Origin of the sequence: Rhodococcus sp. p52, assembly GCF_000763325.2 — a bacterium.
GTDB classification, from domain to species: Bacteria; Actinomycetota; Actinomycetes; order Mycobacteriales; family Mycobacteriaceae; genus Rhodococcus; species Rhodococcus pyridinivorans.
Map to the genome: position 1 here is coordinate 2351150 of NZ_CP016819.1, position 26359 is coordinate 2377508.

34 protein-coding genes and 1 tRNA gene are annotated in these 26359 nt (G+C 68.3%); 22 read left to right on the forward strand and 13 right to left on the reverse strand.

Annotation, left to right across the window (positions count from 1 at the left end):
- Positions 1-19: 19 nt before the first annotated feature.
- Positions 20-1408 (forward strand): sigma 54-interacting transcriptional regulator, encoded by a 1389-nt coding sequence (locus tag IM25_RS10990; RefSeq protein ID WP_065996514.1) that lies wholly within the window; start codon positions 20-22, stop codon positions 1406-1408.
- Positions 1405-3342 (forward strand): vWA domain-containing protein, encoded by a 1938-nt coding sequence (locus IM25_RS10995; RefSeq protein WP_033098233.1) that lies wholly within the window; start codon positions 1405-1407, stop codon positions 3340-3342. Before IM25_RS10990 ends, IM25_RS10995 begins: the two co-directional genes overlap by 4 nt.
- A gap of 27 nt (positions 3343-3369) precedes the next feature.
- Here IM25_RS10995 and IM25_RS11000 read toward each other — a convergent pair whose 3' ends face one another.
- From IM25_RS11000 to rpmB, 7 genes are all read right to left on the reverse strand, one after another.
- Positions 3370-4542, reverse strand: a complete 1173-nt coding sequence (locus IM25_RS11000; RefSeq protein WP_033098234.1) for an MFS transporter — start codon at positions 4540-4542, stop codon at positions 3370-3372.
- 3 nt (positions 4543-4545) lie between these two features.
- Complete coding sequence (locus IM25_RS11005; RefSeq protein WP_019288797.1) at positions 4546-4968, reverse strand: hypothetical protein; 423 nt, start codon at positions 4966-4968, stop codon at positions 4546-4548.
- Positions 4969-5000: 32 nt separating this feature from the next.
- Positions 5001-5927 (reverse strand): AEC family transporter, encoded by a 927-nt coding sequence (locus IM25_RS11010; protein ID WP_019288796.1) that lies wholly within the window; start codon positions 5925-5927, stop codon positions 5001-5003.
- A gap of 173 nt (positions 5928-6100) precedes the next feature.
- Entirely contained in the window at positions 6101-6358 is a 258-nt protein-coding gene (gene rpsR / locus IM25_RS11015; protein ID WP_006553776.1) for a 30S ribosomal protein S18, read from the reverse strand.
- A gap of 10 nt (positions 6359-6368) precedes the next feature.
- Positions 6369-6674, reverse strand: a complete 306-nt coding sequence (gene rpsN / locus IM25_RS11020; protein ID WP_006553777.1) for a 30S ribosomal protein S14 — start codon at positions 6672-6674, stop codon at positions 6369-6371.
- A 2-nt stretch (positions 6675-6676) separates the two neighbouring features.
- Entirely contained in the window at positions 6677-6844 is a 168-nt protein-coding gene (rpmG, locus tag IM25_RS11025) for a 50S ribosomal protein L33 (RefSeq protein ID WP_006553778.1), read from the reverse strand.
- Positions 6844-7080: a 50S ribosomal protein L28 gene (rpmB, locus tag IM25_RS11030; RefSeq protein ID WP_033098235.1), complete on the reverse strand. Its 237-nt coding sequence runs from the start codon at positions 7078-7080 to the stop codon at positions 6844-6846. Before rpmB ends, rpmG begins: the two co-directional genes overlap by 1 nt.
- A gap of 101 nt (positions 7081-7181) precedes the next feature.
- On the opposite strand from rpmB, the gene mrf reads away from it, so the two are divergent.
- The 10 genes from mrf (at position 7182) to IM25_RS11080 (ending at position 15261) form a co-directional block, all read left to right on the forward strand.
- A complete protein-coding gene (gene mrf, locus IM25_RS11035) occupies positions 7182-8399 on the forward strand; it encodes a ribosome hibernation factor-recruiting GTPase MRF (RefSeq protein WP_033098236.1) in 1218 nt (405 codons plus the stop codon).
- Positions 8396-8647 (forward strand): type B 50S ribosomal protein L31, encoded by a 252-nt coding sequence (locus IM25_RS11040; RefSeq protein ID WP_006553781.1) that lies wholly within the window; start codon positions 8396-8398, stop codon positions 8645-8647. The genes mrf and IM25_RS11040 overlap by 4 nt, the downstream gene beginning before the upstream one ends.
- A 32-nt stretch (positions 8648-8679) precedes the next feature.
- Positions 8680-8853 carry a 50S ribosomal protein L32 gene (gene rpmF / locus IM25_RS11045; RefSeq protein ID WP_006553782.1) on the forward strand — a complete coding sequence of 58 codons (174 nt, stop codon included), beginning with the start codon at positions 8680-8682 and terminating at the stop codon, positions 8851-8853.
- Between the two features lie 69 nt (positions 8854-8922).
- The gene (locus IM25_RS11050; RefSeq protein WP_006553783.1) at positions 8923-9612 is read left to right on the forward strand and encodes a response regulator transcription factor; all 690 of its coding nucleotides are present in this window, start codon (positions 8923-8925) and stop codon (positions 9610-9612) included.
- An 8-nt stretch (positions 9613-9620) separates the two neighbouring features.
- On the forward strand, positions 9621-11024 hold the full coding sequence (locus tag IM25_RS11055) for a HAMP domain-containing sensor histidine kinase (protein WP_065996515.1): 1404 nt from the start codon (positions 9621-9623) through the stop codon (positions 11022-11024).
- 167 nt (positions 11025-11191) lie between these two features.
- On the forward strand, positions 11192-12406 hold the full coding sequence (locus IM25_RS11060; RefSeq protein ID WP_024103185.1) for a S1C family serine protease: 1215 nt from the start codon (positions 11192-11194) through the stop codon (positions 12404-12406).
- A 74-nt stretch (positions 12407-12480) separates the two neighbouring features.
- Entirely contained in the window at positions 12481-12978 is a 498-nt protein-coding gene (locus IM25_RS11065; protein WP_006553786.1) for a MogA/MoaB family molybdenum cofactor biosynthesis protein, read from the forward strand.
- A 7-nt stretch (positions 12979-12985) separates the two neighbouring features.
- The gene (locus IM25_RS11070; RefSeq protein WP_006553787.1) at positions 12986-13195 is read left to right on the forward strand and encodes a hypothetical protein; all 210 of its coding nucleotides are present in this window, start codon (positions 12986-12988) and stop codon (positions 13193-13195) included.
- Between the two features lie 574 nt (positions 13196-13769).
- Positions 13770-14570, forward strand: a complete 801-nt coding sequence (locus IM25_RS11075) for an MspA family porin (RefSeq protein WP_019288792.1) — start codon at positions 13770-13772, stop codon at positions 14568-14570.
- Between the two features lie 52 nt (positions 14571-14622).
- The gene (locus IM25_RS11080; protein WP_033098237.1) at positions 14623-15261 is read left to right on the forward strand and encodes an MspA family porin; all 639 of its coding nucleotides are present in this window, start codon (positions 14623-14625) and stop codon (positions 15259-15261) included.
- Between the two features lie 88 nt (positions 15262-15349).
- Here IM25_RS11080 and mscL (IM25_RS11085) read toward each other — a convergent pair whose 3' ends face one another.
- The 4 genes from mscL (IM25_RS11085) to IM25_RS11100 form a co-directional block, all read right to left on the reverse strand.
- On the reverse strand, positions 15350-15781 hold the full coding sequence (mscL, locus tag IM25_RS11085; RefSeq protein WP_006553790.1) for a large-conductance mechanosensitive channel protein MscL: 432 nt from the start codon (positions 15779-15781) through the stop codon (positions 15350-15352).
- A 125-nt stretch (positions 15782-15906) separates the two neighbouring features.
- The gene (locus IM25_RS11090; protein ID WP_006553791.1) at positions 15907-16632 is read right to left on the reverse strand and encodes an SAF domain-containing protein; all 726 of its coding nucleotides are present in this window, start codon (positions 16630-16632) and stop codon (positions 15907-15909) included.
- Positions 16633-16735: 103 nt separating this feature from the next.
- On the reverse strand, positions 16736-17023 hold the full coding sequence (locus IM25_RS11095) for an FmdB family zinc ribbon protein (protein ID WP_006553792.1): 288 nt from the start codon (positions 17021-17023) through the stop codon (positions 16736-16738).
- 84 nt (positions 17024-17107) lie between these two features.
- A complete protein-coding gene (locus IM25_RS11100) occupies positions 17108-17710 on the reverse strand; it encodes a 5-formyltetrahydrofolate cyclo-ligase (protein WP_024103191.1) in 603 nt (200 codons plus the stop codon).
- 61 nt (positions 17711-17771) lie between these two features.
- Between IM25_RS11100 and IM25_RS11105 the strand changes: the two genes are divergently transcribed.
- The 7 genes from IM25_RS11105 to IM25_RS11130 all read left to right on the forward strand — a co-directional run bounded on the left by IM25_RS11105 (position 17772) and on the right by IM25_RS11130 (position 23146).
- Positions 17772-18683, forward strand: coding sequence for a UTP--glucose-1-phosphate uridylyltransferase (locus tag IM25_RS11105; protein WP_033098238.1), 912 nt, complete (start codon positions 17772-17774; stop codon positions 18681-18683).
- A gap of 31 nt (positions 18684-18714) precedes the next feature.
- Complete coding sequence (glp, locus tag IM25_RS11110) at positions 18715-19968, forward strand: molybdotransferase-like divisome protein Glp (RefSeq protein ID WP_019288788.1); 1254 nt, start codon at positions 18715-18717, stop codon at positions 19966-19968.
- Positions 19968-20603 carry a GNAT family N-acetyltransferase gene (locus tag IM25_RS11115; protein ID WP_019288787.1) on the forward strand — a complete coding sequence of 212 codons (636 nt, stop codon included), beginning with the start codon at positions 19968-19970 and terminating at the stop codon, positions 20601-20603. The genes glp and IM25_RS11115 overlap by 1 nt, the downstream gene beginning before the upstream one ends.
- Positions 20604-20859: 256 nt before the next feature.
- Positions 20860-21678 (forward strand): divisome protein SepX/GlpR, encoded by an 819-nt coding sequence (sepX, locus tag IM25_RS11120; protein ID WP_024103194.1) that lies wholly within the window; start codon positions 20860-20862, stop codon positions 21676-21678.
- A 163-nt stretch (positions 21679-21841) separates the two neighbouring features.
- Positions 21842-21914, forward strand: a tRNA-Ala gene (locus IM25_RS11125).
- Positions 21915-22015: 101 nt separating this feature from the next.
- Entirely contained in the window at positions 22016-22159 is a 144-nt protein-coding gene (locus tag IM25_RS26060) for a hypothetical protein (protein ID WP_153811617.1), read from the forward strand.
- Positions 22160-22297: 138 nt separating this feature from the next.
- Positions 22298-23146: an SDR family oxidoreductase gene (locus IM25_RS11130; RefSeq protein ID WP_065996037.1), complete on the forward strand. Its 849-nt coding sequence runs from the start codon at positions 22298-22300 to the stop codon at positions 23144-23146.
- Between the two features lie 61 nt (positions 23147-23207).
- On the opposite strand, the gene IM25_RS11135 is transcribed toward IM25_RS11130, so the two are convergent.
- Entirely contained in the window at positions 23208-23675 is a 468-nt protein-coding gene (locus IM25_RS11135) for an FABP family protein (protein WP_033098239.1), read from the reverse strand.
- Positions 23676-23775: 100 nt separating this feature from the next.
- Between IM25_RS11135 and arcA the strand changes: the two genes are divergently transcribed.
- On the forward strand, positions 23776-24987 hold the full coding sequence (gene arcA / locus IM25_RS11140; protein ID WP_006553799.1) for an arginine deiminase: 1212 nt from the start codon (positions 23776-23778) through the stop codon (positions 24985-24987).
- 7 nt (positions 24988-24994) lie between these two features.
- Here the strand turns inward: arcA and arsC are convergent, their stop codons facing one another.
- On the reverse strand, positions 24995-25342 hold the full coding sequence (gene arsC / locus IM25_RS11145; protein ID WP_006553800.1) for an arsenate reductase (glutaredoxin): 348 nt from the start codon (positions 25340-25342) through the stop codon (positions 24995-24997).
- A 150-nt stretch (positions 25343-25492) separates the two neighbouring features.
- Here arsC and mscL (IM25_RS11150) point away from each other — a divergent pair, with 150 nt between their 5' ends.
- Both mscL (IM25_RS11150) and IM25_RS11155 read left to right on the forward strand, forming a co-directional pair.
- Positions 25493-25942: a large conductance mechanosensitive channel protein MscL gene (gene mscL / locus IM25_RS11150; RefSeq protein WP_006553801.1), complete on the forward strand. Its 450-nt coding sequence runs from the start codon at positions 25493-25495 to the stop codon at positions 25940-25942.
- A 12-nt stretch (positions 25943-25954) separates the two neighbouring features.
- Entirely contained in the window at positions 25955-26317 is a 363-nt protein-coding gene (locus IM25_RS11155) for a GntR family transcriptional regulator (protein WP_006553802.1), read from the forward strand.
- Positions 26318-26359 lie beyond the last annotated feature (42 nt).

Genomic DNA, 26359 nt, shown 5'->3' on the forward strand with positions numbered 1-26359 from the left:
CGGTCGTACCTTGGGTGAGGTGACGTCACCCACACCGCGCCCCTCCACGGTCGGCGAGCTCCGCGCCTCCGGCCACGTGCAACGGTCCGTCAAGGACGAGATCCGGCACAACCTGCTCGCTGCGCTGCGCGACGGTACCGGTCCGTGGCCCGGCATCCTCGGTTTCGAGGACACCGTCGTCCCGCAGCTCGAACGCGCCCTCATCGCCGGTCACGACGTGGTCCTGCTCGGCGAACGCGGTCAGGGCAAGACCCGCCTGCTACGTCCCCTGCCGCTGCTGCTCGACGAATGGACCCCGGTCATCGCCGGTTCGGAGCTCGGCGAGCATCCCTACGAGCCCATCCCCCCGGCGTCGATCCGCCGGGCCGCCGAACTCGGCGACGACCTGCCCGTCGCGTGGCGGCACCGCAGCGAGCGGTACGCCGAGAAGCTCGCGACGCCCGACACTTCGGTCGCCGACCTCGTCGGCGACGTCGACCCCGTGAAGGTCGCCGAGGGCCGCAGCCTCGGTGATCCGGAGACGATCCACTTCGGTCTCGTGCCCCGCGCGCACCGCGGCATCGTCGCCGTCAACGAACTGCCCGACCTGGCCGAACGCATCCAGGTGTCGCTGCTCAACGTCATGGAGGAACGCGACACCCAGGTGCGCGGTTACACGTTGCGCCTGCCCCTCGACGTGTTGCTCGTGGCGAGTGCGAACCCCGAGGACTACACGAATCGCGGCCGCATCATCACTCCGCTCAAGGACCGCTTCGGAGCGGAGATCCGCACGCACTACCCGACGCGACTCGAGGACGAGATCGCCGTCATCGAGCAGGAGGCGCATCTGCAGGCCCGCGTCCCCGACTATCTGCTCGAGATCCTGGCACGGTTCACCCGGCTGCTGCGCGAATCGACGTCCGTCGACCAGCGTTCGGGTGTCTCTGCACGGTTCGCCGTCGCCGGCGCCGAGACCGTCTCGGCCGCGGCCCTGCATCGCGGTGCGGTCCTCGGCGAGGACGATCCGGTCGCGCGTCCCGTCGATCTCGGCACCGTCGTGGAGGTGCTCCGAGGCAAGGTCGAGTTCGAATCCGGCGAGGAAGGAAGGGAATTCGAGATCCTCGATCATCTCCTCCGGCGCGCGACGGCCGAAACGGCCCGCTCGCGACTCGCGGGCGTCGATCTCGGGCCGCTCGTCTCCGCCGTCGAGCAGGGCGAGCCGGTGGTCACCGGTGAGCGGATCACCGCGAAGGTGCTGCTCGACGAACTCCCCGAACTGCCTGTGCTCGATGCCGTCGCCGAACGGCTCGGTGCCACCGACACCGGAAGTCGCGCTGCGGCAGTGGAACTCGCCCTCGAAGGTCTGTATCTGGCACGGCGCATCGCCAAGGACACCGGCGACGACGGCTCGGCGGTGTACTCCCGATGAGCAGGTCCGCCCGCTACGGTCCGTATACCGGGGGCGATCCGCTCGCCCCACCGGTGGACCTGCGCGACGCGCTCGCCGCGATCGGCGACGACGTCATGGCCGGCGCCTCACCCAAGCGCGCCCTGCGGGAGTTGCTGCGCCGCGGTCACGACGGTATGCGTGGCCTCGACAAGCTTGCCGCGCAGGCGAATCGGCGTCGACGGCAGCTGCTCGACCGCACCAACCTCGACGGCACCCTCCAGGAGGTGCGCGAGCTTCTCGATCGCGCCGTGCTCGAGGAACGCAAAGAACTGGCCAGGGCCCTCGACGACGACGCGCGGTTCGCCGAGATGCGGATCGAGGAACTGCCGCCGTCGACGGCGCAGGCCGTGCAGGAACTCGCCGACTACGACTGGCGCAGCGCGCAGGCCCGACAGGATTACGAGAAGATCCGCGACCTGCTCGGCCGGGAGATGCTCGACCAGCGCTTCTCCGGGATGAAGCAGGCGCTCGAGGGGGCCACCGACGAGGACCGGCAACGCATCTCGGAGATGCTCGAGGACCTCAACGACCTGCTCGACAAGCACTCCCGCGGTGAGGACACCGAGGAGGACTTCGAGCAGTTCATGGCCCAGCACGGCGAGTTCTTCCCGGAGAACCCGCAGAACGTCGAGGAACTGCTCGACTCCCTCGCACAGCGGGCCGCGGCGGCGCAGCGGCTGCGCAACTCCCTCACCCCCGAGCAGCGCGACGAACTCGACGCTCTCGCACAGCAGGCGTTCGGATCCCCGGATCTGATGAGCCAGCTCGACCGTCTCGACGGCCACCTGCGGGCCGCGCGTCCCGGCGAGGACTGGACCGGCTCCGAGCAGGTGCGCGGCGAACAGGGCATGGGTCTCGGCGAGGCCACCTCGGCGCTGCAGGAGTTGTCCGAACTCGACCAGCTCGCCGAGCAGCTGTCGCAGCAGTACGCCGGGGCGTCCCTCGACGACATCGACCTCGACGCGCTCGCCCGTCATCTCGGACCCGAGGCCGCGGCCGATGCACGCACCCTCGCCGAGCTCGAGAAAGAACTGCAGCGACAGGGCTTCTTCGACCGCGGTGCCGACGGGCAGTGGCGACTGTCGCCCAAGGCCATGCGCCGGCTCGGCGAAGCGGCGCTGCGCGACGTCGTCAACCGCATCTCGTCGCGCACCGGGCAACGCGAGTCGCGGCGGGCGGGGGTGCTCGGCGAACCGACCGGCGCGTCGAAGGCATGGGAGTTCGGCGACACCGAACCGTGGGACGTCGTACGGACCCTCACCAACGCGACCCTGCGCAGTCCCGGTCTGCCGGTGCGGATGTCGGTGCAGGACGTCGAGGTGATCGAGACCGAGCAGCGGACGCAGGCGGCGGTCGCGCTGCTCGTCGACACGTCGTTCTCGATGGTCATGGACGGTCGCTGGGTGCCGATGAAACGCACGGCCCTCGCGCTCGAGCATCTCGTGTCCACGCGCTTCCGCGGGGATGCGCTGCAGCTCATCGCGTTCGGCCGGCACGCCCGTGTGGTGTCGGCGCCCGAACTCGCCGGGCTCGACGGCGTCTACGAGCAGGGCACCAATCTGCACCACGCCCTGATGCTCGCGGGTCGTCACCTGCGTCGACATCCCAACGCGCAGCCGGTGGTCTTCGTCGTCACCGATGGTGAACCCACCGCTCACCTCGAACCGGACGGCTTCGCGGCCTTCGACTACCCGCCGAGCGCACGCACTCTGGGGCTGACGGTGCGCGAACTCGACCACATCGCGCGGCTCGGCGCCCAGGTCACGATCTTCCGGCTCGGCAGCGATCCTGGGCTCGCGCGGGTCGTCGACGTGCTGGCGCGTCGCGTCGGGGGACGAGTGGTCGCGCCCGATGTCGACGGTCTCGGGGCGGCGGTCGTCGCCGACTACGTGCGGGCCCGTCGGCGGTCGTAGGAACTCGGCGCGAGGCGCCCCGGGAACTCAGTGGCGCACCGACCGCCACGTGGTCGTCGCGGCGGCGGACAGCAGGGCGGCGGTCACCCAGAAGATCGACGCGACACCGGCGACCCCGGCGATCGCGCCGGCCACCATGGGTACCGCGACCTGCCCGAGACGGTTGCCGGTCAATCGCACCGCCAGCGCCGACGCGCGGTCGGCCGGTGCGACGAGTTCGACCACCCACGTCATCGTCAGGGGTTGGCCGACGCCCCAGAACATTCCGCACACGGCGAGCAACGCGCCGATGACCCAGGGATTCGGCACGAGCGGCAGCAGCGCGACCGGCACGATGGTCCCGGCGGTCGCGGAGACGAGCAGCCACCTGCGCGGAATCCGGCGCAACGCCCACGGCAGCAGAGCACGCGAGACGATCGACGCCATGGTGCGGGCGGTGAGCAGGATCGACACCAGGAGCACACCGAACCCGAACTGCTCACCGAGCAACGGCAGGTAGGCCACGACCAGGTCGACCGAGGCGAGGACCACCAGGCTCGACAGCATTGCGGGCTTCATGCCCTTCGTCGCGAGCATCGACAGGATCGACTGCGGCGCGCCGTCCTCCGCGGTGCGACCGGAGCCGGGCGGCTCGCGGAGCCCCAGCACCAGCGGCAGGGAGAGCAGCGAAAACACCGTCATGACCAGCAACGCTCCAGTGGTCTCGACGGAGCCGTTGCCGTCGCCGGTGGTCGCGGCGATCACGCCGGCGACGGGCACACCGACGGCCTGACCGACCGACACACCCAGCGTGAGACCGGCGAACCCGCGATCCAGTTGCCCCGGCGGCGACAGGATCGACACGAATGCCTGCCCCGACACCGTGACGAGCAACTGTCCGAGACCGAGCACGACGTTGCCGGCGGCGAGCACGAACAATCCCGAACTGAGAGCGATCAACCCGGCACCGACCGTGGTGACGACGATGCCCGAACGCAGAATGGCGGTCGTGTGCCCGCGGTCCACGGCGCGTCCCATCCGCACCGCCGCGATCAGCGGGACGATGGCGTAGAGCGCGGTGACGGCACCGATGGTCGTCGCGTCACCGCCGAGCGCGAGGATCCGGTAGGAGACCAGGACGCGGATCGACTGGAAGGCCGCGTGCAGCAGGGCCGTGGACAAGCACAGGTACAGCAGCCAGTGACGCGGAGGATGCGGCATATGTCAGGCGCCGGCGGTCACGACCCGGTCGCCGAGCGGCGACTGCAAGGAGACCTCGAGGGCGCCGACGACGGCGACCATGATGCACATGCGGTCCTGCATCTCCGGCAGCGTGCCGCCGAGGAGCGTCACCGTCACCGTGTCGTCCGTTTCGGTGACGGTCGCGTCGACGCCGAAGCACTCGGGGGTGCCCGTCTCGAAGTGCAGGGCGATCCGGTCGTCGCTCACCCGCGACCACGACAGGATCGTCAGCGGATGCGCATCGACGATGTCGGGTCGCGCCGAGAACGCCGTCGCCCCTGCCGGAACCGGTTCCTCGGGCAGCGCGGGGACGTCCGGTGTACCCGAACTCGATCCGCAGGCCGCGATGAGCAGGCACATCGCGAGGACGGTGATTCCCCGGCAAGCACGGACGACGGAACGCATGGTTCCCACGGTATTCCCGTGTCGCGTGTTCATCACGCCAGCAGGGCGGCGGTCACGCCGATCGCAGGGATGGAGGCGATGGTGGTGACGAGGGCGGCGTCGCGGGCGAGCACCGTGCCGCGACCGTATGCGCTCGCGTAGACGAACACGTTCTGCGCGGTGGGAAGCGCGGCGACCACCACGACGGCGAACAGCGCATGGCCGTCGAGGCCGAACACGAAACGCCCCATCAGATACGCGAGCACCGGCTGGGCGAGGATCTTGAGCACCGAGGCGAGCGCGATGTCGCGGCGCGGGCTCGTCCCCTTCTCGAGCACCCGGACGCCCTGCAGCGACAATCCGAACGCGAGCAGCGCACCGGGCACCGACGCGCCGCCGAGCAGATGGAACGGCTGCAGCAACGCCTCGGGAGGCGTCCACTCGCTGATCGCGATGGCGAGTCCGGCCGCGGCGGCCAGGACGATGGGGTTCTTGAACGGCGCGAGCAGGGTGTCGAGGAGCGAGACCCCGGCGCGCATCGTCGACAGGTCGAGCATCGTCAGCGCGATGGGGGAGAGCACGACGATCTGGAACAACAACAGGGGCGCGACGAACGACGCGTCGCCGAGCACGAAGACCGCAATGGGGATGCCGAGGTTCGCGGAGTTGACGTAGCCGGCGCACAGCGCGCCGATGGTCGCCTCGGGAACCGCACGTCGCAGCCAGAGCTTCGCGACGACGAAGTGCACGATCGCGACGGCGAACGCCGTGGCCGCTGCGATGTAGAGATTGGGCGAGAAGATCACCGACAGGTCGGACGTCGCGAGCACGTCGAACAGCAGCGCGGGGGTGGCGACGAAGAAGACGAGCCGGCTGAGCACCGTCTGCGCCTCGTGCCCGAGGGTGCCCAGGCGCCCCAGCGTGAAGCCGATGGCGATGATCACGAAGATGACACTGAACCCCGCGATCACACCCGACACGGTTGCCTAGTCTAAGGACCCCGGAGTGTCGTCCCGCCATCGGACCGCAGCGAGCGTCGAGACCGGTGTTGTTTGTGATTCTCGGCCGATCTTCGAAAACAACACCGGTCTCGGGTGCACATACGACGACGCCGCCCCTCCCGATGGGGAGAGGCGGCGTCGGAAGCTACGACCTACTTGCTGCTGACGTAGGGGAGCAAGGCCATCTCACGGGCGTTCTTCACCGCGACGGCCACCTGACGCTGCTGCTGCGGGGTCAGGCCCGTGACGCGACGGCTGCGGATCTTGCCGCGGTCGGAGATGAAGGTGCGGAGCAGATTGACGTCCTTGTAGTCGACGTACTCGATCTTCGCCGCGAAGAGGGGGTTCTTCTTGGGCTTGCGTCCCTCTACGGCACGCGACTTCTTCGACGGTCCTCGCTTGACTGCCATATCTCGCTCCTCACCAGCTCGACTTGTGGACGCCGGGTAGTTCCCCGCGGTGGGCGAGTTCACGCACACGCACTCGTGAGAGCCCGAACTTTCGCAGGTGGCCGCGCGGGCGGCCGTCCGCAGCGTCTCGATTGCGCAATCGTACCGGACTGGCGTCGCGGGGTAGACGCTGCAGTGCCCGCTGGGCTTCGCTGCGCTCTTCGGGCGAGGACGACGGTCGGCGCACGACCTCCTTCAGTTCCGCGCGGCGCTCGGCGTACCGGGCCACGATCGCCTTCCGTTGCTCGTTGCGTGCGATCTTCGATTTCTTCGCCACGACTACTTCTCCTCGCGGAAGTCGACGTGTCTGCGCAGCACGGGGTCGTACTTGCGCAGGACGAGACGGTCGGGATCGTTCCGGCGGTTCTTCCGGGTGACGTAGGTGTAGCCGGTCCCGGCGGTCGAGCGAAGCTTGACGACGGGCCGGATCTCGCTGCGTGCTGCCATCAGAACTTCTCCCCGCGGGCACGCAGACGTGCGACAACGCTCTCGATGCCGTCGCGGTCGACGATCTTGATGCCCTTGGTGGACAGGTTCAGCGCGACCCGGCGTCCGAGCGAGGGTACGAAATAGGTTCTGCGCTGGATGTTCGGGTTCCACCGCCGGTTGGTGCGGACATGGGAGTGCGATACGGATCTCCCGAAACCGGGTCGCCGCCCGGTGAGTTGGCACGTGGCCGACACGTCGGCTCCTTTCGTAGGTAACGACAATCATTTTCGACAAAGTGCGCCGCCAACTGTACGCTTCGACATCGTTAATGACAATCGTTATCGAAAGGGATGCTGTGGACATCAGGACGCCGCTCGTCATCGTCTGCGGATGGCGCGGACGGACTGCGCAGGCCGCGCGGTCACTACTGCGTCCGGGCACCGCGGTCGTCCACCATGACCTGTCCGGTCTCGACCAGGGCGTACTCCGCCGCTCCGTGCTCACCGTCGAGGATGAACGCACCGAGATCCTCGAACTCGCGCACGGGTGCGTCTCCTGCACACTGCGCGAGGATCTGCTGCCGCTTCTGCGCCGCATGCGCGACTACAGCAGCGTCGACCGGATCGTGCTGCACCTCGACCCGCAACTCGAACCCGAGGCATTGTGCTGGGCAGTCGAACATGTCGTGGTGAGCGGGATCGTCGGTCGTGTCGACGGACCCGCGTCCCTCGATGTCCGGGTGGACGGCGTCGTGACCTGCCTCGACGCCGCAACCTGGCTCGAGGACGCGACGGGCGACGACGAACTGAACGAGCGTGTCGACGACGACCGCACCCTGGCGCAGGTCGTCGTCGGCCAGGTCGAGTTCGCCGATGCGCTGGTGGTGCTCCCCGGAGCGGACGGCTGGCAGCAGGCGCGCCTGCACGCGGTGCTCACCCGACTCGCCCCGGACGCGCCGATCGCGTGGGCGGGGGAACCGGACGTCGAGCGGCTCCTCCGGGAGATACCCGCCACCGCTCGTCGGGGGGCGATCGACGGGGCGCACTCGCCTCTCCTGCGAGGTCAACCGCCTCTCGACGACGACTGCGGAATCCGCCTCGTCGAGTTCTCCGCCGACCGGCCGTTCCATCCGGAACGTCTCCACCACGCGATCGACGTGCTGCTCGACGGCGTCGTGCGCGCCCGCGGGCGACTGTGGGTCGCCACCCAACCCGACAATGCGCTGCTCGTCGAATCAGCCGGTGGAGGACTGCGGGTCGCTCACGCGGGGCCATGGCTCGCGTCGATGACTCCCGATCAGCAGCGCGAGATCCCGGCGGAACGCCGCGCGATGGCGTCGCTGCGCTGGGACGAACGCTACGGCGACCGGGACACGAGCATCGTCGTCCTCGTCCACGACGCCGACTCGGAACTCATCGACCGCACGCTGCGCGCGGCGGTCGTGACAGACGACGAGTTCGCCCGCCCCGATCTGTGGCCGACCTGGCGCGACCCCTTCGGCCGATTCCACGAAGACCCTTGTGACGACCTCCCGGCAGACCGCCGCGACAACGAGAGAGAAGGACACCGATGAAATCAGGCCTGCATCCCGACTACCACCCCGTGGTCTTCCAGGACGCCAACACCGGCGCCACCTTCCTGACCCGCTCCACCGCGACATCCGAACGCACGACCGTCTGGTCGGACGGCCTTACCTACCCGCTGATCGTCGTCGACGTCACAAGCGACTCGCATCCGTTCTGGACGGGCGCCGCCCGCCTGCTCGACACCGCCGGTCGCGTCGAGAAGTTCGAACGCAAGTACGGCCGGCGCCGACCCTGATCCCGCACGTCCCGACATCGAAGGAGAACCACATGGCAGTCCCCAAACGCAGGAAGTCCCGCTCCAACACCCGTCACCGCCGGTCGCAGTGGACGGCGAAGGTCCCCGATCTCGTGCCGATCACGGTCGACGGAACGACCGTGAAGGTGCCCCGCAGGCTCGTCGAGGCCGTGCACAGGGGTGAGGTCGACCCGCGGACCGACTGAGTCGTAGAGCCCGCCGGCCACCGCGGGTTCTCAGCGCGCTCTCAGTAGGCGCAGGCCACAATGGTGATCATGCGCATTCTGGTGGTCGACGACGACCGTGCAGTGCGGGAGTCGCTGCGCCGGTCACTGAGCTTCAACGGATACACGGTCGACCTCGCGACGGACGGGCAGGACGCCCTCGAACAGGTCGCGACGTCGCGTCCGGATGCGATGGTGCTCGACGTCATGATGCCGCGCGTCGACGGTCTCGAAGTGTGCCGCCGGCTCCGCAGCACCGGCGACGACCTGCCGATCCTCGTCCTCACGGCGCGCGACTCCGTCTCGGAGCGGGTCGCGGGTCTCGACGCGGGGGCCGACGACTACCTGCCGAAACCGTTCGCGCTCGAGGAACTGCTCGCGCGACTGCGGGCGCTGCTGCGTCGTGCCGCGCCCGACCCGGACTCGTCCGCCGACGAGGTGCTGCGGTTCGCCGACCTCAGCCTCGACCCTGCGACCCGCGAGGTCACTCGCGGCGACCGGCCGATCAGCCTCACCCGCACCGAGTTCTCCCTGATGGAGATGCTCATGGCAAACCCGAGGAGGGTCCTCACGCGCAGCCGCATCCTCGAGGAGGTGTGGGGTTACGACTTCCCGACCTCCGGCAACGCCCTCGAGGTCTACGTGGGGTATCTGCGACGCAAGACCGAGGCCGGTGGGGAACCGCGCCTGATCCACACGGTGCGCGGCGTCGGGTACGTGCTGCGCGAGACCCCGCCGTGAGCGACCTGATGCGACCACCTCTTCTCCTGACCCGCTCGGTGCCGCTGCGCATCCGCGTCACGCTTCTCGCGGCCGGCGCAGTGGCGCTCGCCGTCGCCGTCACCTCCATCGCGGCCTACGCCGTGGTCTCGCGGGCGTTGTACTCGGAGGTCGACACCCAGTTGCGGGCGCGGGCCGCCGCGCTCGTCGAGTCGAGCACCCTCATCACCTACGACCCGCGCTACATCGGTGGGGCCCAGCTCTACAGCTCCGACATCAGCGTTGCCCTGATCTACCCGGATCTCGGCAGGTACGTGCCGCCGGGCTCGTCGGTGCCCATCGGCGAACCCGAACTGGCGGTGGCCGAGGGCGACCGGGAGTCGTCGCTGCGCACCGTCGCCCAGCAGCGCGTACTGGCCCAGCGCATGCCCGACGGCAGCACGGTCGTGATCGCGCAGCGACTGCGTCCCACCGTCGAGATCCTCAACCGCCTGGCGAGTGTGCTGTTCATCGTCGGCGGGTGCGGGGTGGTGCTCGCCGCCGCCGTCGGCGCGACCGTCGGCCGCACCGGTCTGCGTCCCGTCGCCCGGCTCCCCGCCGCCGCCGAGCGGGTCGCGCGCACCGACGACCTGCGGCCCATCCGGGTGACCGGCCACGACGAGCTCGCCCGCCTCACCGAGAGCTTCAACATGATGCTGCGTGCGCTCGCCGAGTCGCGAGAACGGCAGAGCCGGCTGGTCGCCGACGCCGGCCACGAACTGAAGACACCCCTGACCTCGCTGCGCACCAACATGGAACTGCTCATCGCCGCGAGCCGTCCCGGTGCACCGAGCCTGCCCGACGAGGACATGGCCGAGCTGCGGGCCGACGTCATCGGCCAGATCGAGGAGTTGTCGACGCTCGTCGGCGATCTCGTCGACCTCGCTCGTGAGGATGCGCCGGAGACGGTCTTCGAGGTCGTCGACGTCGCCGAGGTGGTGGACCGCAGTCTCGAACGTGCGCGTCGACGGCGTACCGACATCGAGTTCCGGGCCACCACCGAGCAGTGGTTCGTCTTCGGCGACCAGGCCGGACTCACCCGCGCCGTGGTCAACGTCCTCGACAACGCGGCCAAGTGGAGCCCGGCGGGGGAAGACGTCGTCGTGAACATGCGGCAGATCGCCAGCGGTCTGATGGAGCTGACCGTCGACGACGCCGGCCCGGGGATCCCGGAGGAGGAACGCGAACTGGTGTTCGAACGGTTCTACCGGGCGACGACCGCGCGGTCGATGCCGGGATCCGGTCTGGGACTGGCCATCGTGCGACAGATGGTCACGAAGCACGGCGGGACGATCGCCGTCGAACGGTCGAATCGGGGCGGCGCGCTGATCCGCATCGTGCTGCCCGGCACACCGGCCCTCGACGGAGAGACACACCCCACCGAGATCGAATGAATTCGACAGCAGAATCGCGGGTACTTCTGATGCGACTCTCAGCTGCCCGGTCCATGCTGGACGAAGAAGCGCGGAGGTGCTCGACGCACCCCGCATCATCGGCCACCGCACGCCGACGTCGACCCGTATGCGTCCGGTGGCCCCGGCGGACGAAGGTGAAGTGACGAATGAGTGAGGACCCCACCCGCGGCGCGGGAGCACCGCAACCGCAACCCCATCCGTACGGCCCCGGCGGATACACCGGCCCCTACCCGCAGACACCCCAGCAGTCGGCACCTCCGCCACCGACCGCAGGATCCGGCCGGATGCCGGGTCGCTCCGCCCTCGCCGTGGGGGCCATCGCGCTCGCGCTGGTGAGCGGCGGCATCGGTGGCGCGGTCGGCGCGTGGTCGGTGCGCGATTCGTCCGGACCGGTCGTCAACTCCCTCGACGCTCCGAAGCCCGATACCCAGTCGGTCGCCGCTGCCCCCGAGGGCAGCGTGCAGGCCGTCGCCGACAAGGTTGTGCCGAGCGTCGTGCGGATCGAGGTCGCAGGACGCACCGGCGCGGGTGAAGGGTCGGGCGTGGTCCTGTCGTCGGACGGATTGATCCTCACCAACAACCACGTCGTGGCGGGTGGAGGTCAGGGGGCGCAACTGACGGTCTTCTTCTCGGACGGGTCCACCGCGCCGGCGACGGTCGTCGGTGCGGATGCGGTGTCGGACATCGCTGTCATCCGGACCGAAGGGCGCACCGATCTCACTCCCATCGAACTCGGTAGTTCGGAGAATCTCGCGGTAGGCCAGGAGGTCGTGGCCGTCGGATCACCGCTCGGACTGCAGAGCACCGTGACGGCGGGCATCGTGTCCGCACTCAACCGGCCCGTGTCCACGAGCGGGGACAACGCCAATCAGGCGTCGGTCATCGACGCGATCCAGACCGACGCGGCGATCAACCCCGGCAACTCCGGCGGTGCGCTGGTCGACATGGAAGGCCGCCTCGTCGGCATCAACACCGCGATCGCCACGGCCGGCGGACAGTCGGGTTCGATCGGCCTCGGTTTCGCGATCCCCGTCGAACAGGCCCGGCGTGTCGCGCAGGAACTCGTCGACACGGGTAAGGCGACGCACGCGATCATCGGTGTCCAGGTTCCGTCCCGGGACGACGCCTACGGTGCGCGCGTCGTGGAGGTCGTGCCCGACGGGCCGGCCGACCGAGCCGGAATCCCCGACAACGCGATCATCGTCCGGGTCGACGATCGGGTCGTGACCGACGGCGACTCGCTCATCGCCGCGATCCGCTCCCGCGCGCCGGGGGACACCGTGAAGATCACCTACAAGACGCCCGACGGCAACGAGACCACAGTCGACGTGGTGACTGCGTCGGATTCGGCCGGACGATGAGGAACGACATGGACATAGCTCACATTCCGGTACAAGAGCCGCATGCTTTCGAGCCGCAAACTACCGTGGACCTCATGGAACTCGAAGCTCCCAGAAAAGGCCGCGCACTCGTCGTCGTCGTCGACGATCGCGTCTCCCACGGCGACAGTCCGGACTCCGCGGGTCCGCTCGTCACGGAGCTTCTCGTCGAAGGTGGCTTCGCCGTCGACGGTGTCGTCACGGTCGCTGCCGACGAGGTCGAGATCCGAAATGCACTCAATACTGCAGTGATCGGCGGCGTCGACCTGGTGATCTCCGTCGGTGGCACCGGTGTCACCCCGCGCGATGTGACTCCCGACGCGACCGAGGACGTACTCGATCACGAGATCCGCGGCATCGCCGAGGCGCTGCGTTCGTCGGGCCTGGCGTCGGGCGCCGTCGACGCCGGCCTCTCCCGTGGTCTCGTGGGAGTCTCCGGATCGACGCTCGTGGTGAACCTCGCGTCGTCGCGTCCCGCCATCCGCGACGGGATGGCGACGTTGTTGCCTCTCGCCGCACACGTCATCGAAGAGTTGTCCTGGATGGAGGAGTGACGACGCCGTGTCCGACGACCGTGATCCCTCGCACGACGAGGTGACCGGCGAGCAGCAGCAGAGCCGTGCCCGGATCGACCGGGCACGGCTGGCGCGCATCTTCGGGGATGTACTTCCCGAGACGACACGCGACGAACGCGGCGAGAACGACTCCGGCGGTGGCGACTCGGATGAATGGCTGCGCAGGCAGGTGCCTCCGCACCATTCCGGTGGGTGATCTGTATCACTGATGTCGTGTTGCGCTCAACCGGATTCCAACCCGTTGTCGACCGCAACGAAACGTCGCCGCAACGGTCCGTTCATCTCCATCTGGTCCGCGCGATCTTTTGAATCTGTGTTTCCAGTCACAGAAGGCATTTCGTCCTGCACTCCGGGTGCACTGAATATGTGGCTTCTACCTGCGCCGATGTGGCGGTGGGCGGGTCATGTACGTGTAATCCCGGGTTACATATTCCACCCCGAAAAGTGTCCGATTTGCCCGCTTCGGTGAATCGCTGGGCGTGTGGCCTGCACCGCGCCTATACCGGAGCGTTACGAAAGCTAGGCGTTGCTCCAGGAATGGTCACGGTCTAATCTCCCTCTCAGGTTCAAACCGGTCGAGCCCAGGCTTCACGGCCTGGGCTCGGTCACGAATCGGTAAAGCAAAACCGTGCGGACGATGGACGTACCGACACACCGACGGGTGATCCGCCGGTGTGTTCGCTGTGGACAGCGGCCCGCGGGCGACAGGGCGACCACTTGTTGTCGGACGCGGTGCGCAACCCGGCACGCAGAGAACGGATGAGGCATTCATGAAGATTCAGACGCGACGTGGCTTCCGGGCCACCCGCAACGCCACGGTGGCAGCAGCTGCTGTGGCCGGTCTGGTTCTCGGATCGGCCGGCGCCGCAGGTGCCGAGGTCAACGACCAGAACCGGATCGTCTCCAACGGCCACGAGGTCATCGTCACGCAGGAGGACACCTTCATCAACGGTGTGCCTCCGATCGGCGGCAGCCCGCTGAGCCGTGAGTGGTTCCACAACGGCCGCGGCATCGCCAACATCGTCGGCCCCGAGGCGGCGGACTTCGAAGGCTCGACCTTCCAGTTCGGCTACCAGGTCGCGTGGACCGCGTCCGTCGACGGCGCAATCGGTTTCAGCTGGACCAGTCCCGATGTCGAGTTGGGTCTCTTCCCCACGACGACGCCGTCCTACGAAGAGATCGATGTTCCAGTCCTCAAGGACGGTCAGGCGCAGTACGTCAACGAAAAGGGCGAGCCGGTTGGCGCCGACGCCGAAGGCGCAATCCTCGTGACCGAGAAGGCGTACCAGAAGATCGAGGGTGGCGGCGAGACCGTCGTCAACACCGAGTCGACCGTGTCCGGGATTCTCCCGCAGGCGACCGCAGGCATCGAGCTGACTCCCGCTCCGGGTATCGAGGAAATCGTGGTTGCCGAGGGTGAGTTCGACGGCGATTACAAGGAAGTCCAGATCGCCAACATCCACGGTGCCGCGACGGGCGTTATCGGCCCGGTCTCCCTCCGTCCGTTCGTCCGTGTGATCACCGAGAACGGCGACAACGTCACCACCTACGGCCAGGTCTGGACCCTCTAGTCCTGCTCCGCGCCATCCGCAAGAAATCCCCACCATCACAAACGGAGTAATCATGGGAATCAAGTCGCGTGGCTTCAAGGCCGCTCGTAACGCCGCCGTCGCCGGTGCCGCCGTCCTCGGTCTGGTGCTCGGTGCCTCGGGCGCCGCTTCGGCCGAGGTCAACGACCAGAACCGCATCGTCTCCGACGGCCTCGAGGTCGTCGTGACCCAGGAGGACACCTTCATCCAGGGTGTTCCGGCCCTCGGTGGCAGCCCGTTCAACCGCGAGTTCTTCCACAACGGCCGCGGCACCGCCAACCTTCTCGGTGAGGGCGCTGCCGACGCCGAGGGCACCACCTTCCAGTTCGGTTACCAGTTCGCCTGGGCAGGCAGCATCGACGGTGCCATCGGTGTCACCTACTCCACCCCGCAGCTCGAGGTCGGACTGAGTGACAAGGACGGCGCATCCGCCACGGTCACCGACATCCTTCCGCAGGCCTACGCCGAGCTCGAGCTGACCCCGGCTCCGGGCATCGAGGAGCTCGTCGTCGCCGAGGGCGAGTTCGACGGTGATTTCAAGACCGTTCAGTTCTCCAACGTCCACGGCACGGCCTCCGGCGTCCTCGGCGCCGTCCAGGTCCGTCCGTTCGTTCGCGCCATCACGGCCAACGGCGACAACGTCACCACCTACGGCGCTCCCTGGACCGTCTAAGTAGACGTCCGGCTCAGCCGAACACAGCACGACAAGACCGGGCTCGCTCGAATCTCGAGCGGGCCCGGTCTTTTTCGTCGTCGACCACCTACTCGATGCCCGGGTTGGGTTTGGCGTGAGCGCCCTGAGTAGCCTGGCCGGCCTGTGCCTCGAGGATGTCGCGGATCTGGATGAGCAGGTCCTCGGCGCTGGCCTGCTTGTCCTCCGGTTCGGTGACGAACTTCTTCTTCGCCGCGTTGGCGGGGACGATGAGCACGAAGTACACGACCGCGGCGATGATGATGAAGTTGATGATCGCGGAGATCACCGCGCCGATGTTCACGAAGGTCTCCGGGTTGCCGCTCACGATCTCGAAGCCCCAGCCCATCTCGTTGTCGCCGCCCACCGCGCTGATGAGCGGCTCGATGATGTTCGCGGTGAAGGCGGTGACGATAGCGGTGAATGCCGCACCGACCACGACCGCGACGGCGAGATCGAGGACGTTGCCCCTGAGTATGAAGTCCTTGAAGCCCTTCAGCATGGTGTGCTCCTTGTCGCGGCCTGTCCGCCGGAGCCGCTCACATGAGGTAGGTCACACGGACGTTCACACGATAAACCGCGAGGTCGGTTACGGGTGGCGATTGCGCTGGGGAAACGAGCGGATGCTCAGTGCAGTGTGACGGTCAGAGCGCTGACGAGTGACGCCGCCGCGACCGCCGTGGCAGGTTCGGGCTCCAGCGCGACCAGCACGACCCGCTCGTTCCGATCCCTCGTCGAACCGCCGGATTCGGCCAGCACCACCACTGCACCCCGAGCGAGGACGTGGGCGCCGGGCAGGGGTCCCTCTTCGGTCTCCGTCACCGTCAGGACATCGACGCGGTCGCCCTCACGGAGCAGTTCGCTCACCCCGGCATCGGCGAGCCGGATGGGCACTACGCGGGCCTCGGTGGAGCCGGTGGCGACTGCGGCGAGACGAGGACCGAGAAGGCGGGTGTCCACGAGGGGTTCACCGGCCGGCACAGGGCCGGCGAGAGTGTGGCCCACGGCGTCGTCGACGTCGTGCAGGGTCCCGGCGACCACAGTGGACCGATCGCGCTCCACGTGCGCGACATCGTCGGCCGTGAGGGTGTGCCCGGGCGCGAGATCGTGAGCCGCGACGACGACACCCACACGATCGGTGTCGGGGTCGCCGCGCAGCGCGAGGATCACCGCGAGGACGGCGAGGAGTCCGGCCGCGATCCGTCGGGCCCGGACGATGCGCGACCAGCCGGGGCGGAGGAGTTCGACGAACCGGTCGGGGAGGGTGGGCTGCAGCGAGGCACCCGCAGAGGAGCGCGAGTGGTGCGGATGCGCGCGCGCACGCTGGAGGAACGAGAAAGGGCCGACGGGCATGCCCCGAACCTAGAAGGTGGGGATGCTCTGTCGGCCCCGATGAACCCTCGGAGACGGCGGTCTGTGGATGACTCGACCGCCTGTGGACAAAGGAGTCCGGAGGTCAGCTCGCGGCGGCCGCCGGAGCCGAGGACGTGCTGCTCGACGACGAGCTGCTGTCGCTCGACGAGGAGCTGGTCGAGCTCGTCGACGCGGATTCGCTCGCGGTGCTGCCGCTGCGGGAGTCGGTGCGGTAGAAGCCGCTGCCCTTGAACACGATGCCGACCGAGTTGAAGAGCTTGCGCAGCTTGCCCTCGCACTGCGGGCATTCGGTCAGGGAGTCGTCACTGAAGGACTGCACGATGTCGAACTTGTTGTCGCAGGCCGTGCAGGCATATGAGTAGGTGGGCACCGGTTGATCCTCCGCCAGTTCGTCGAACCGCAGTATTCGTCGTACTGCAGTTTTGGCACTCTACCGCCGACAGTGCCAACAGCGCTAGGGAGTGTGTTGTTCCGCACGGTCGCCGCTACCGAGCCGGACCAGCCCTTTCCCGGGTGTCAGCGCCCATCCCATACGGATGTCGTGGGGGTCCTCGGGGAGTTCGTCGACGAGCTCTTCATCGCGGACCACCGCGATGATCACGGCCTCGGGTGAGGCGAGGTGCAAGGTGCGGTCGTAGAAGCCGGCGCCGCGGCCGAGCCGCACGCCCCGCGCGTCCACCGCCAGGGCCGGGACGAGCACCGTGTGAGCCTTCGCCACCGCCTCGGGCGGGAAGATCTCACCACCCGGCTCGCGCAGCCCGAAATCGGCCGCCATCAGCGTCTTCTCGCCCATGTAGCGGGCCCACGACAACGGTTCGCCGGTGCGGGTCACCGGGACGAGCACCGTCGTTCCGGCCTCGGTCAGAGCGTCGAGGAGCGCGATCGATCCGGGCTCCGAACCCACGGGCACATATGCGCACACCATCGACCCCGCCGGGGCCAGCGTCGAGGCCACCGTGGCGAGCGCGGTGTCCTCGATTCTGCGCCTCGCAGCACTCAGCTCGCGCCGAGCTGTAAGAATGCGGTCACGCCAGACCGCTTTCGGGGGTGGGGGCATGTCTGCGCCTTACGATCGCCGAACCACCGTCCTCGGTGGCCGAAGTTTAGGGTGGGAGTCTATGACGAACAGTACGACCGGAGGCACGCGGCATTTCAAGACCGCGGTTGTCCCCGCAGCAGGTATGGGGACGCGGTTCCTTCCCGCAACCAAGACGGTTCCGAAGGAGCTCCTGCCGGTGGTCGACACGCCCGGCATCGAGCTCGTGGCGGGGGAAGCCGCGGAGTCGGGCGCCGAACGCCTTCTCATCGTGACGGCGCCGGGTAAGGACGGCGTGGTCGCGCACTTCGTCGAGGACCTCGTCCTCGAGTCCAAGCTCGAGGAGAAGGGCAAGTACGAGCTCCTCGCCAAGGTCCGCAAGGCCCAGGGGCTGCTCGAGGTCGAGTCCGTGGTCCAGGAGAAGCCGCTCGGCCTCGGTCACGCCGTGGCGTGCGCCGAAGGGGCGCTCGATCCCGACGAGGACGCGATCGCCGTGCTGCTGCCCGACGACCTCGTGCTGCCGGTCGGCGTGCTCGAGACGATGCAGCGCGTCCGCGCCAAGCGTGGCGGTTCTGTGCTGTGCGCGATCGACGTGCCCAAGGAACAGGTCAGCGCGTACGGCGTCTTCGACGTCGAGGTCGTGCCGGACGCCGCCAACCCCGACGTGCTCAAGGTACTCGGCATGGTCGAGAAGCCGGCCGTAGAGGACGCACCGTCGACCTTCGCCGCCGCCGGCCGATACCTGCTCGACCGGGCGATCTTCGACGCACTGCGTCGCATCGAGCCCGGAGCCGGGGGAGAGTTGCAGCTCACCGACGCGATCGCCCTGCTCATCTCCGAGGGCCACCCCGTTCACGTGGTGGTGCACCGCGGCACCCGACACGACCTCGGAAATCCCGGGGGCTATCTGCGCGCTGCGGTTGACTCGGCGTTGAACACGGAAGAGTACGGGCCCTCGCTGCGCGAGTGGCTCATCGAGCGCTTGAAGCGCTGACTGCAGGACGGGCTGGAGGACGAGAAGCGGTATGCGGTCGGTTGAGGATCAGCAGGCCAGGGTCACGGCGGCGGCAGTCGCACCCCGGCCGGTCCGGGTGGCCATTTCCGAGGCGCAGGGTCTGCTGTGCGCGGAGGAAGTGGTCACCGAGCGACCCCTACCCGGATTCGACCAGGCGGCGATCGATGGCTACGCCGTGCGCAGCGTCGACCTCCAAGCCCCGGCCGAGACCGACGGCGGGTCCGCGCCCGCCGAGGTGACGCTGCCGGTCGTGGGCGAGGTGCGTGCCGGTTCGCGTCAGCCGATCCGTCTCCAGCCCCGTCAGGCGGTGCGCGTCGACACCGGTGCGCCGCTGCCGACGCTCGCCGACGCGGTGCTGCCGCTCGACAACACCGACGGCGGTGCCGCGCGCATCAAGGTGCTCGAACCGGTGCGGTCCGGCGACTACGTGCGCCGCACCGGCGACGACGTCCAGCCCGGCGACATCGCAGTGCGGGCCGGGACGATCATCGGGGCCGCCCAGGTAGGTCTGCTCGCCGCGGTCGGCCGCGACAAGGTGCTCGTCCATCCGCGCCCGCGACTGTCGGTCATCTCCGTCGGCGGCGAACTCGTCGACGTCGACCGCACCCCGGGGCCGGGACAGGTCTACGACGTCAACTCCTACGCGCTGGCCGCGGCCGCGCGTGACGCCGGAGCCGACGTCAACCGGGTCGGGATCGCCAGTACCGACCCGAAGCGGCTGCGCGAGGTCGTCGAGGGTCAGCTGATCCGCGCCGAGATCGTCGTGATCGCCGGGGCCGTGGGCGGCGGCGCGCTCGAGGAGGTCCGCGAGGCGCTGTCCGATCTCGGCGAGATGGGCGTCGAGCGGATCGCGATGCATCCGGGCTCGGTCCAGGGCTTCGGACGTCTCGGCCGCGACGAGGTGCCGACCTTCCTGCTGCCCGCCAATCCGGTGAGCGCGCTCGTCGTCTTCGAGGTGATGGTCCGGCCGCTGATCCGCATCGCGCTCGGCCGTCGCCAGCCGATGCGCCGCGTGGTCTCGGCACGCACGGTCGCCCCCATCACTTCGATCCCCGATCGCAAGGGTTTCCTGCGCGGCCGGCTCATGCGCGACGAAACGACGGGCGACTATCTCGTGCAGGCGCTCGGCGGCGCCGCGGGTTCGTCGTCGCATCTGCTCGCCACCCTCGCCGAGGCGAACTGTCTCGTCATCGTCGATCCCGAGGTCTCCGAAATCCGCACGGGAGACCCGGTGGACGTGGCGTTCCTCGGGCAGCGTGGTTGATGTCCCGTCATCCCGGCTGGCCGGCGGAGCTCGGGCCGCTGCGGGTGGCAGGGGGCGTGGTGACCGTCCGATCGATCCGACTGCGCGACGCCGCGGCGTGGAGCCGTCTGCGTCTGCGTGATCGCGCGCATCTCGAGCCGTGGGAGCCGACCGGTGAGGCGCCGTGGGACATGCGGCACCACATCTCGGTGTGGCCCGGGCTCTACCGGAGTCTGCGCTCGGAGGCCCACAAGGGCCTGATGCTGCCGATGGCCATCGAGCTGGACGGCAGATTCTGCGGGCAGCTGACGGTGGGCAACATCGTGCGCGGAGCGTTGCGCTCGGCCTGGATCGGCTATTGGGTGGAGAAGGAGGTCAACGGCCTCGGTGTCGCGACCGCCGCCGTCGCCCTGGGCCTCGACCACTGCTTCGGCCCGGTCGGGCTGCACCGCGTCGAGGCCACCGTGCGCCCGGAGAACGAGGCCAGTCGCGCGGTGCTGCGCAAGGTCGGCTTCCGCGAGGAAGGTCTGCTGAAGCGCTACCTCGACGTCCAGGGCCGGTTCCGCGACCATCTGCTGGTCGCGATGACGGTCGAGGAGGTGCCGGGCTCGGTCTCGGATCGCCTCGTCCGTGCCGGTCGCGCGACCTGGTCCTGATCGCTTTCCGTCTCGAGTCGGGTTCGTCCGCTATGTAACGCAGGTTACTCGCAACTCGAGTAACAATCCCCAGCGCGTGTGGGATCTCTGTGATTAGAGTGAAGAAAGTGTCAATTGGTTTCGCGTGACTCGAGTGACGTCTGTTGTCGATCGAGTCGGCGTTTCTGTACAGGTGAACGCGGTGATGCCGTTAGCCTCATGTAGGTCGGTGGCGTCGACGGGCTGGTAGGGCGACGACTGGAGGGAGGACCACCGGATGCCGAACTCGCTTCTGTGGATCGGGCTCGTTGCCGTGTGGTTGTTCGTTCTGGTTCCCATGCTGGTCACGAAGCGTCCTCGAATCCGGCAGACGACCGACGCCGCGCTCGCAACTCGAGTTCTGCACCGCGGAGACGACGAGCCGATCACCCCTCGAGGGCCGGCCGCCGGGCACCGCAGCGATCCTCATTGGCGTCCGAGTCGTGACCGCACGCACCGCACCCCCGCGGAGGACCGCATGAACACTGAACTCGACGACAGGCCGGAGATCGATTCCGACGAGGCCGACGTCCACCACGAAGCAGCACCCGATCGTGAGCCCGTGCGCGCACACGCACCGCAACGCCGGGGCCGCGGCGGATTCGACCCGCACGCCGATGCGGTCGCCAGCGCCGCACGATACGAATTCCGGCAGCGGGCCGTCCTCGGCCTGCTGATCGCCGCGATCATGACCTCGGCGCTCGCCCTGATCGTCTCGTCGGTCATGTGGTGGCTCGCCGGTCTCGCGGCCGTGGCCCTCGTCGCCTATCTGTTCTACCTGCGGCGCCAGGTGCATCTCGAGCAGGAGATCCGGCGGCGTCGCCTCGCGCGACTGCAACGCTCCCGCGCGGGGGCCCGCGGCGGCCACGACGACGTTCCACAGCGCCTGCGTCGCCCGGGGGCCGTGGTCCTCGAGGTCGACGACGAGGATCCGGAGTTCGAGCACCTCGATCGCTACGAGGACGACTACGGCATCGACCACGGCTACGACGTCCGAGCGAGCGACGGCGACGACGAGTCCGGCGACTACGTCGTTCCCCGCGCAGTGGGGGAATGATCGTCCTGCGACGCTTACGGCGGGGCCCGCATCGAATCTGTGCGGGCCCCGACCCGGCTTCGGAGCAGGCCGTGAAATCGCCCGTCACCTGCGCCGACACTCCGATTTCGTGATGGACGGGGTGGTTTGCTAGAGTTTGCGAGTCGGTTCCCTCGGAACCTACGGGGCTGTGGCGCAGTTGGTAGCGCGCTTCGTTCGCATCGAAGAGGTCAGGGGTTCGATTCCCCTCAGCTCCACCCCTGAAAGCCCCGCCCTCGGCGGGGCTTTCGTCGTATGCAGGGCCATTCGCTGGCGGGGCCACGCCGAACCCGGCAGACTGTGTGGCATGGACCACAGGATGAGTGACGACGAGTTGCGTCGGGCGATCCGGGTACTGCGCGAGCGCGCCGACCTCGCGCGCAGCGAGAATCGCCACGACGATGTCGAGATGATCGAGCGCACGATTCGGCAATACCAGGAGGAGATGGCCCAGCGGCTCTGAGTTTCCATCCGCCGGAGCCCAACACTCCGGCTCCCAGGTCGCTTCGCTCGGACACACAAGTCGCTTCGCTCCGGCGCATCCGGTTCGTCCGTGGCGCGCCGGAGCGTCGAGTCGTCACGGCGAGGCTAGGGTGTCGCCATGGCGATCACCGACCTGCGCGGAACCAAATTCCTTGTGACCGGCGCGGCCAGCGGAATCGGCCGCGCCCTGGCCCATGCGGCCTCCGATCGCGGGGCCCGGCTGGTGCTCACCGACCTGCAGGAGGAGGCCCTCGACGAGGTCGTCCGCAGCGTTCGTGAACGCGGCGGCACCGTGCTGCACTCGGCCGCCCTCGACATCTCCGACTACGAGGCCGTCACCGCCTTCGCCCGCGACGTGCACGAGGCGTGCGGGTCGCTCGACATCGTCGCCAACGTCGCCGGAGTGTCGGTGTGGGGCACCGTCGACCGGCTGCAGCACGAGCACTGGAAGCTCATGGTGGACGTCAACCTCATGGGGCCCATCCACGTCATCGAGAACTTCGTGCCGGCCATGATCGAGGCCGGTCGCGGCGGGCACATCGTCAACGTCTCCTCGGCCGCCGGGCTGCTCGCCCTGCCGTGGCACGCCGCCTACAGCGCAAGCAAGTTCGGTCTGCGGGGAGTGTCGGAGGTGCTGCGGTTCGACCTCAAGCGCGACGGCATCGGTGTCTCGCTGGTCGTCCCGGGGGCCGTGCGTACACCGCTCGTCGACACCGTGCAGATCGTCGGCGTCGACCGTGATCGTCCCGAGGTCCGCAAACTCCCCCAACGGTTCGTCCGCCACGCCGCGACTCCCGAGAAGGTGGCCGAGCGCATCGTCACCGGCATCCTGAAGAACCGCTTCATGGTCTACACGTCCTTCGACACCCGGTTCGGTTACTGGTGGGCGCGTAAGTTCGCGCCGCCCTACAACCTCGTCATGCAGGCCGCCAACGACTACTTCCGTCGCGTCGTCGGCACCAAATGAAATTCGGCGCGACATGATTCAGTGGATCCGACACCGCTCGGCGGGGCCGGAAGCACCTGAATCATTCCGGCGCGCGGTGCAGCTCGGCGTGCAAATGATGCGTCAGAGGGGTGTCGGCGTGGGCCATCCAGAAGTCGTAGACCAGCACGTCGCCGTCGACCTCGAAACGCCGCCGGACCTCGTGCACGGGCTTGGCGTCGGGTGAGCGCTCCAGGGTGAGGGTGGTGAAGTCCAGCACGCCGCCCTCCGGCCGGGCCCGCTGGATCTCGACGAACCCGGTGGGCTGCGAGACGAGCAGTTCGACGTCGTCGCCGGTGCGGCGCAGGTAGCCGTTCTCGGTGTGCAACGGGCGTCCCTCCGTGCGGTGCCGCGTACGGCTGACGTACATCAGGAAGGGCTTTCCGGGCATGGTGGCGAACTCGATCGTCTCGTCGTACGCGAAGTCGTCGATGGTGCGGTAGTGGCCGTCGCCACCTCCGGTCCAGCGCCCGGCGAACGGTGCCAGGCACCCGAGCGGGTCGTCGGCCATGAAATCTCCCTCGTGTTCTCGGTGTGTTCTTCGCAATCGTTGCCGCCGTACTCGACGCGCCTGACCCGGATGCCGCCGTCCTGCGCGATACCGTGAGCATATGAGTCATCGCTGGGGTGTCGAGTCCGAAGTCGGTGAACTCCGCGCCGTGATGCTGCACCGGCCCGGTGCCGAACTCGAACGCCTCACGCCCCGCAACAACGACCAGCTGCTCTTCGACGCCCTGCCGTGGGTGGCGCGCGCCCAGGAGGAACACGACGCCTTCGTCGAGCTGCTGCGCAGCCGCGGGGTGGAGGTGTTCCTGCTGGCCGACCTGCTCACCGAGACACTCGAGGCCAGTGGCGCCGCGCGGGTGCAAAGCGTGTCGTCGGCCGTCGACGCACAGCGTCTCGGTTATGCCCTCGCGGAGGAGTTGACGGGCCATCTGCGTGCCCTGCCCGCTGCCGAGCTCGCCCGGATCCTCATCGCGGGCATGACCTTCGACGAACTGCCCGCGGTGGGCAACGGCGCTGCCCCGTCCCTCGTGCGGCTGATGCACCACGGTTCCGATTTCGCGATCGCACCGCTGCCGAACCTGCTCTTCACGCGCGATTCGTCCTTCTGGATCGGCTCGCGCGTGGCGATCCCCAATCTTGCGCTGCCCGCGCGCCGGCGCGAGACCAGCCTCACCGACCTCATCTACGCCTTTCACCCGCAATTCCTCCACGTGCGACGCGCGTACGAATCGCACACCGCGCCCGTCGAGGGTGGCGACGTGTTGCTCCTCGCGCCCGGCGTCGTCGCCGTGGGGGTGGGGGAGAGGACGAGTCCGGCCGGTGCGGAAGCGTTGGCGCGCAGTGTCTTCGACGACGAGCTCGCGCACACCGTGTTGGCGGTCCCGATCGAGCAGCGCCGGGCGTCGATGCACCTCGACACCGTGTGCACGATGGTCGACGTCGACGCGGTGGTGATGTACCCGGCGATCCGGGACAGCCTCCAGGCGTTCGCCATCCACCGCGAGAACGGCGCGGTGCAGATCTCGGGGCCGCGCCCCTTCCTCGAGGCCGCCGCCGACGCGATGGGGATCGAGAAACTGCGTGTCATCGACACCGGTCTGGATTCCGTTGTCGCCGAGCGTGAGCAGTGGGACGACGGGAACAACACGCTGGCCGTGGCGCCCGGCGTCGTCGTCGCCTACGAACGCAATGTCGAGACGAACACGCGCCTCGAGGATTCGGGGATCGAGGTACTGCGGATCGCCGGGTCGGAACTCGGTTCCGGCCGCGGCGGTCCACGATGCATGTCGTGCCCGCTCTCGCGGGCGGTCCTGTAACTCCTCGTCAGAGGATCTCGCGCACCTTGTCGACCGGACGCGCGAGCACGGTGCCCTTGTCGGTGACGACCAGCGGACGCTCGATGAGGATCGGATTCGCGACCATCGCATCGAGCAGTTCGTCCTCGGACGCCTCGGCCAGGTTCAGCTCCTTGTAGAGCGATTCCTTCTTCCGGATCGCTCGACTCGGTGTGAGCCCTGCCGCATCGAGCAGCGCCTGCAGTTCGTCTCGGGAGGGCGGAGTCTCGAGATATTTGATGACCGTGGGTTCGAGTCCGTTCTCCTTCAGCAACGCCAGAGTGTTGCGTGACGTGCTGCAGCGCGGGTTGTGATAGATCGTCGCCGTGGTTGCCATGGCCCGATTCTGCCCCGGCGCAATCCGTAACCCGCTGCCACCCGCCGCCGTGTTGCCCGATTCGTCCCTGTTGAAGCCGGTGGGCAGCGTTACTACGATCTCCGCGCACTGAAGTTTTTCGAATTCTCACCAGAAAAGGTACGGAGCACGATGCTCAAAGGTTTCAAGGATTTCCTGCTGCGCGGAAATGTCGTCGAACTCGCCGTCGCAGTGGTCGTCGGCGCGGCGTTCACGTCCATCGTCACGGCGTTCACCGATCACATCGTGAACCCGCTGGTCGCTGCTGTGGGTGGCGACAATGAGATGGGCTTCGGCTTCCGCCTGCTCTCGTCGAACGACGCGACCTTCGTCAACCTGGGCGCCGTCATCTCCGCGGCGATCAACTTCTTGATCATCGCGGCCGTCGTCTACTTCGTGCTCATCGTGCCGGTCAACGCGGCCAAGGCCCGCTTCGCGCCGGAGAAGGAGCCCGAGGACGAGCCGCTGAGCGAGACCGATCTGCTCATCCAGATCCGCGACCTGCTCGAGACCGGGAGTTACAACCACGCCCCTGCCGAGGTGCCCTCGGCCGAAGCGCCCGTCAAGGTCACCGAGCGCTGATAACCTGCGAGAATGTTCGACCTCGCCATCGATCCAGACTCGCCTGTCCCGCCGTTCGAGCAACTGCGGCGACGCATCGTCGACCTGGTCCACGATGGTGAGCTGATCGCTGGTACCAAGCTGCCCACCGTCCGGGGCCTCGCCGACACCCTCGGCATCGCTCCGAACACGGTCGCCAAGACCTACCGGGAACTCGAGAAGGTGGGTGTGCTCGAGGCCCGGGGGCGGGCGGGGACGTTCGTCGCCGACACGGGCGATCCCACCCGCACGCGGGCCCAGCGATCCACCAACGAGTACGTCACCGAGGTGAGGGCACTCGGGATGTCCGACGAGGAGATCCTCGAGTTCGTCTCGGCCGCCCTGCGCGCGGGTTGACCTGCCGATCTTCCGGTTCGTGCAGAGAATGCACGGCGCGTC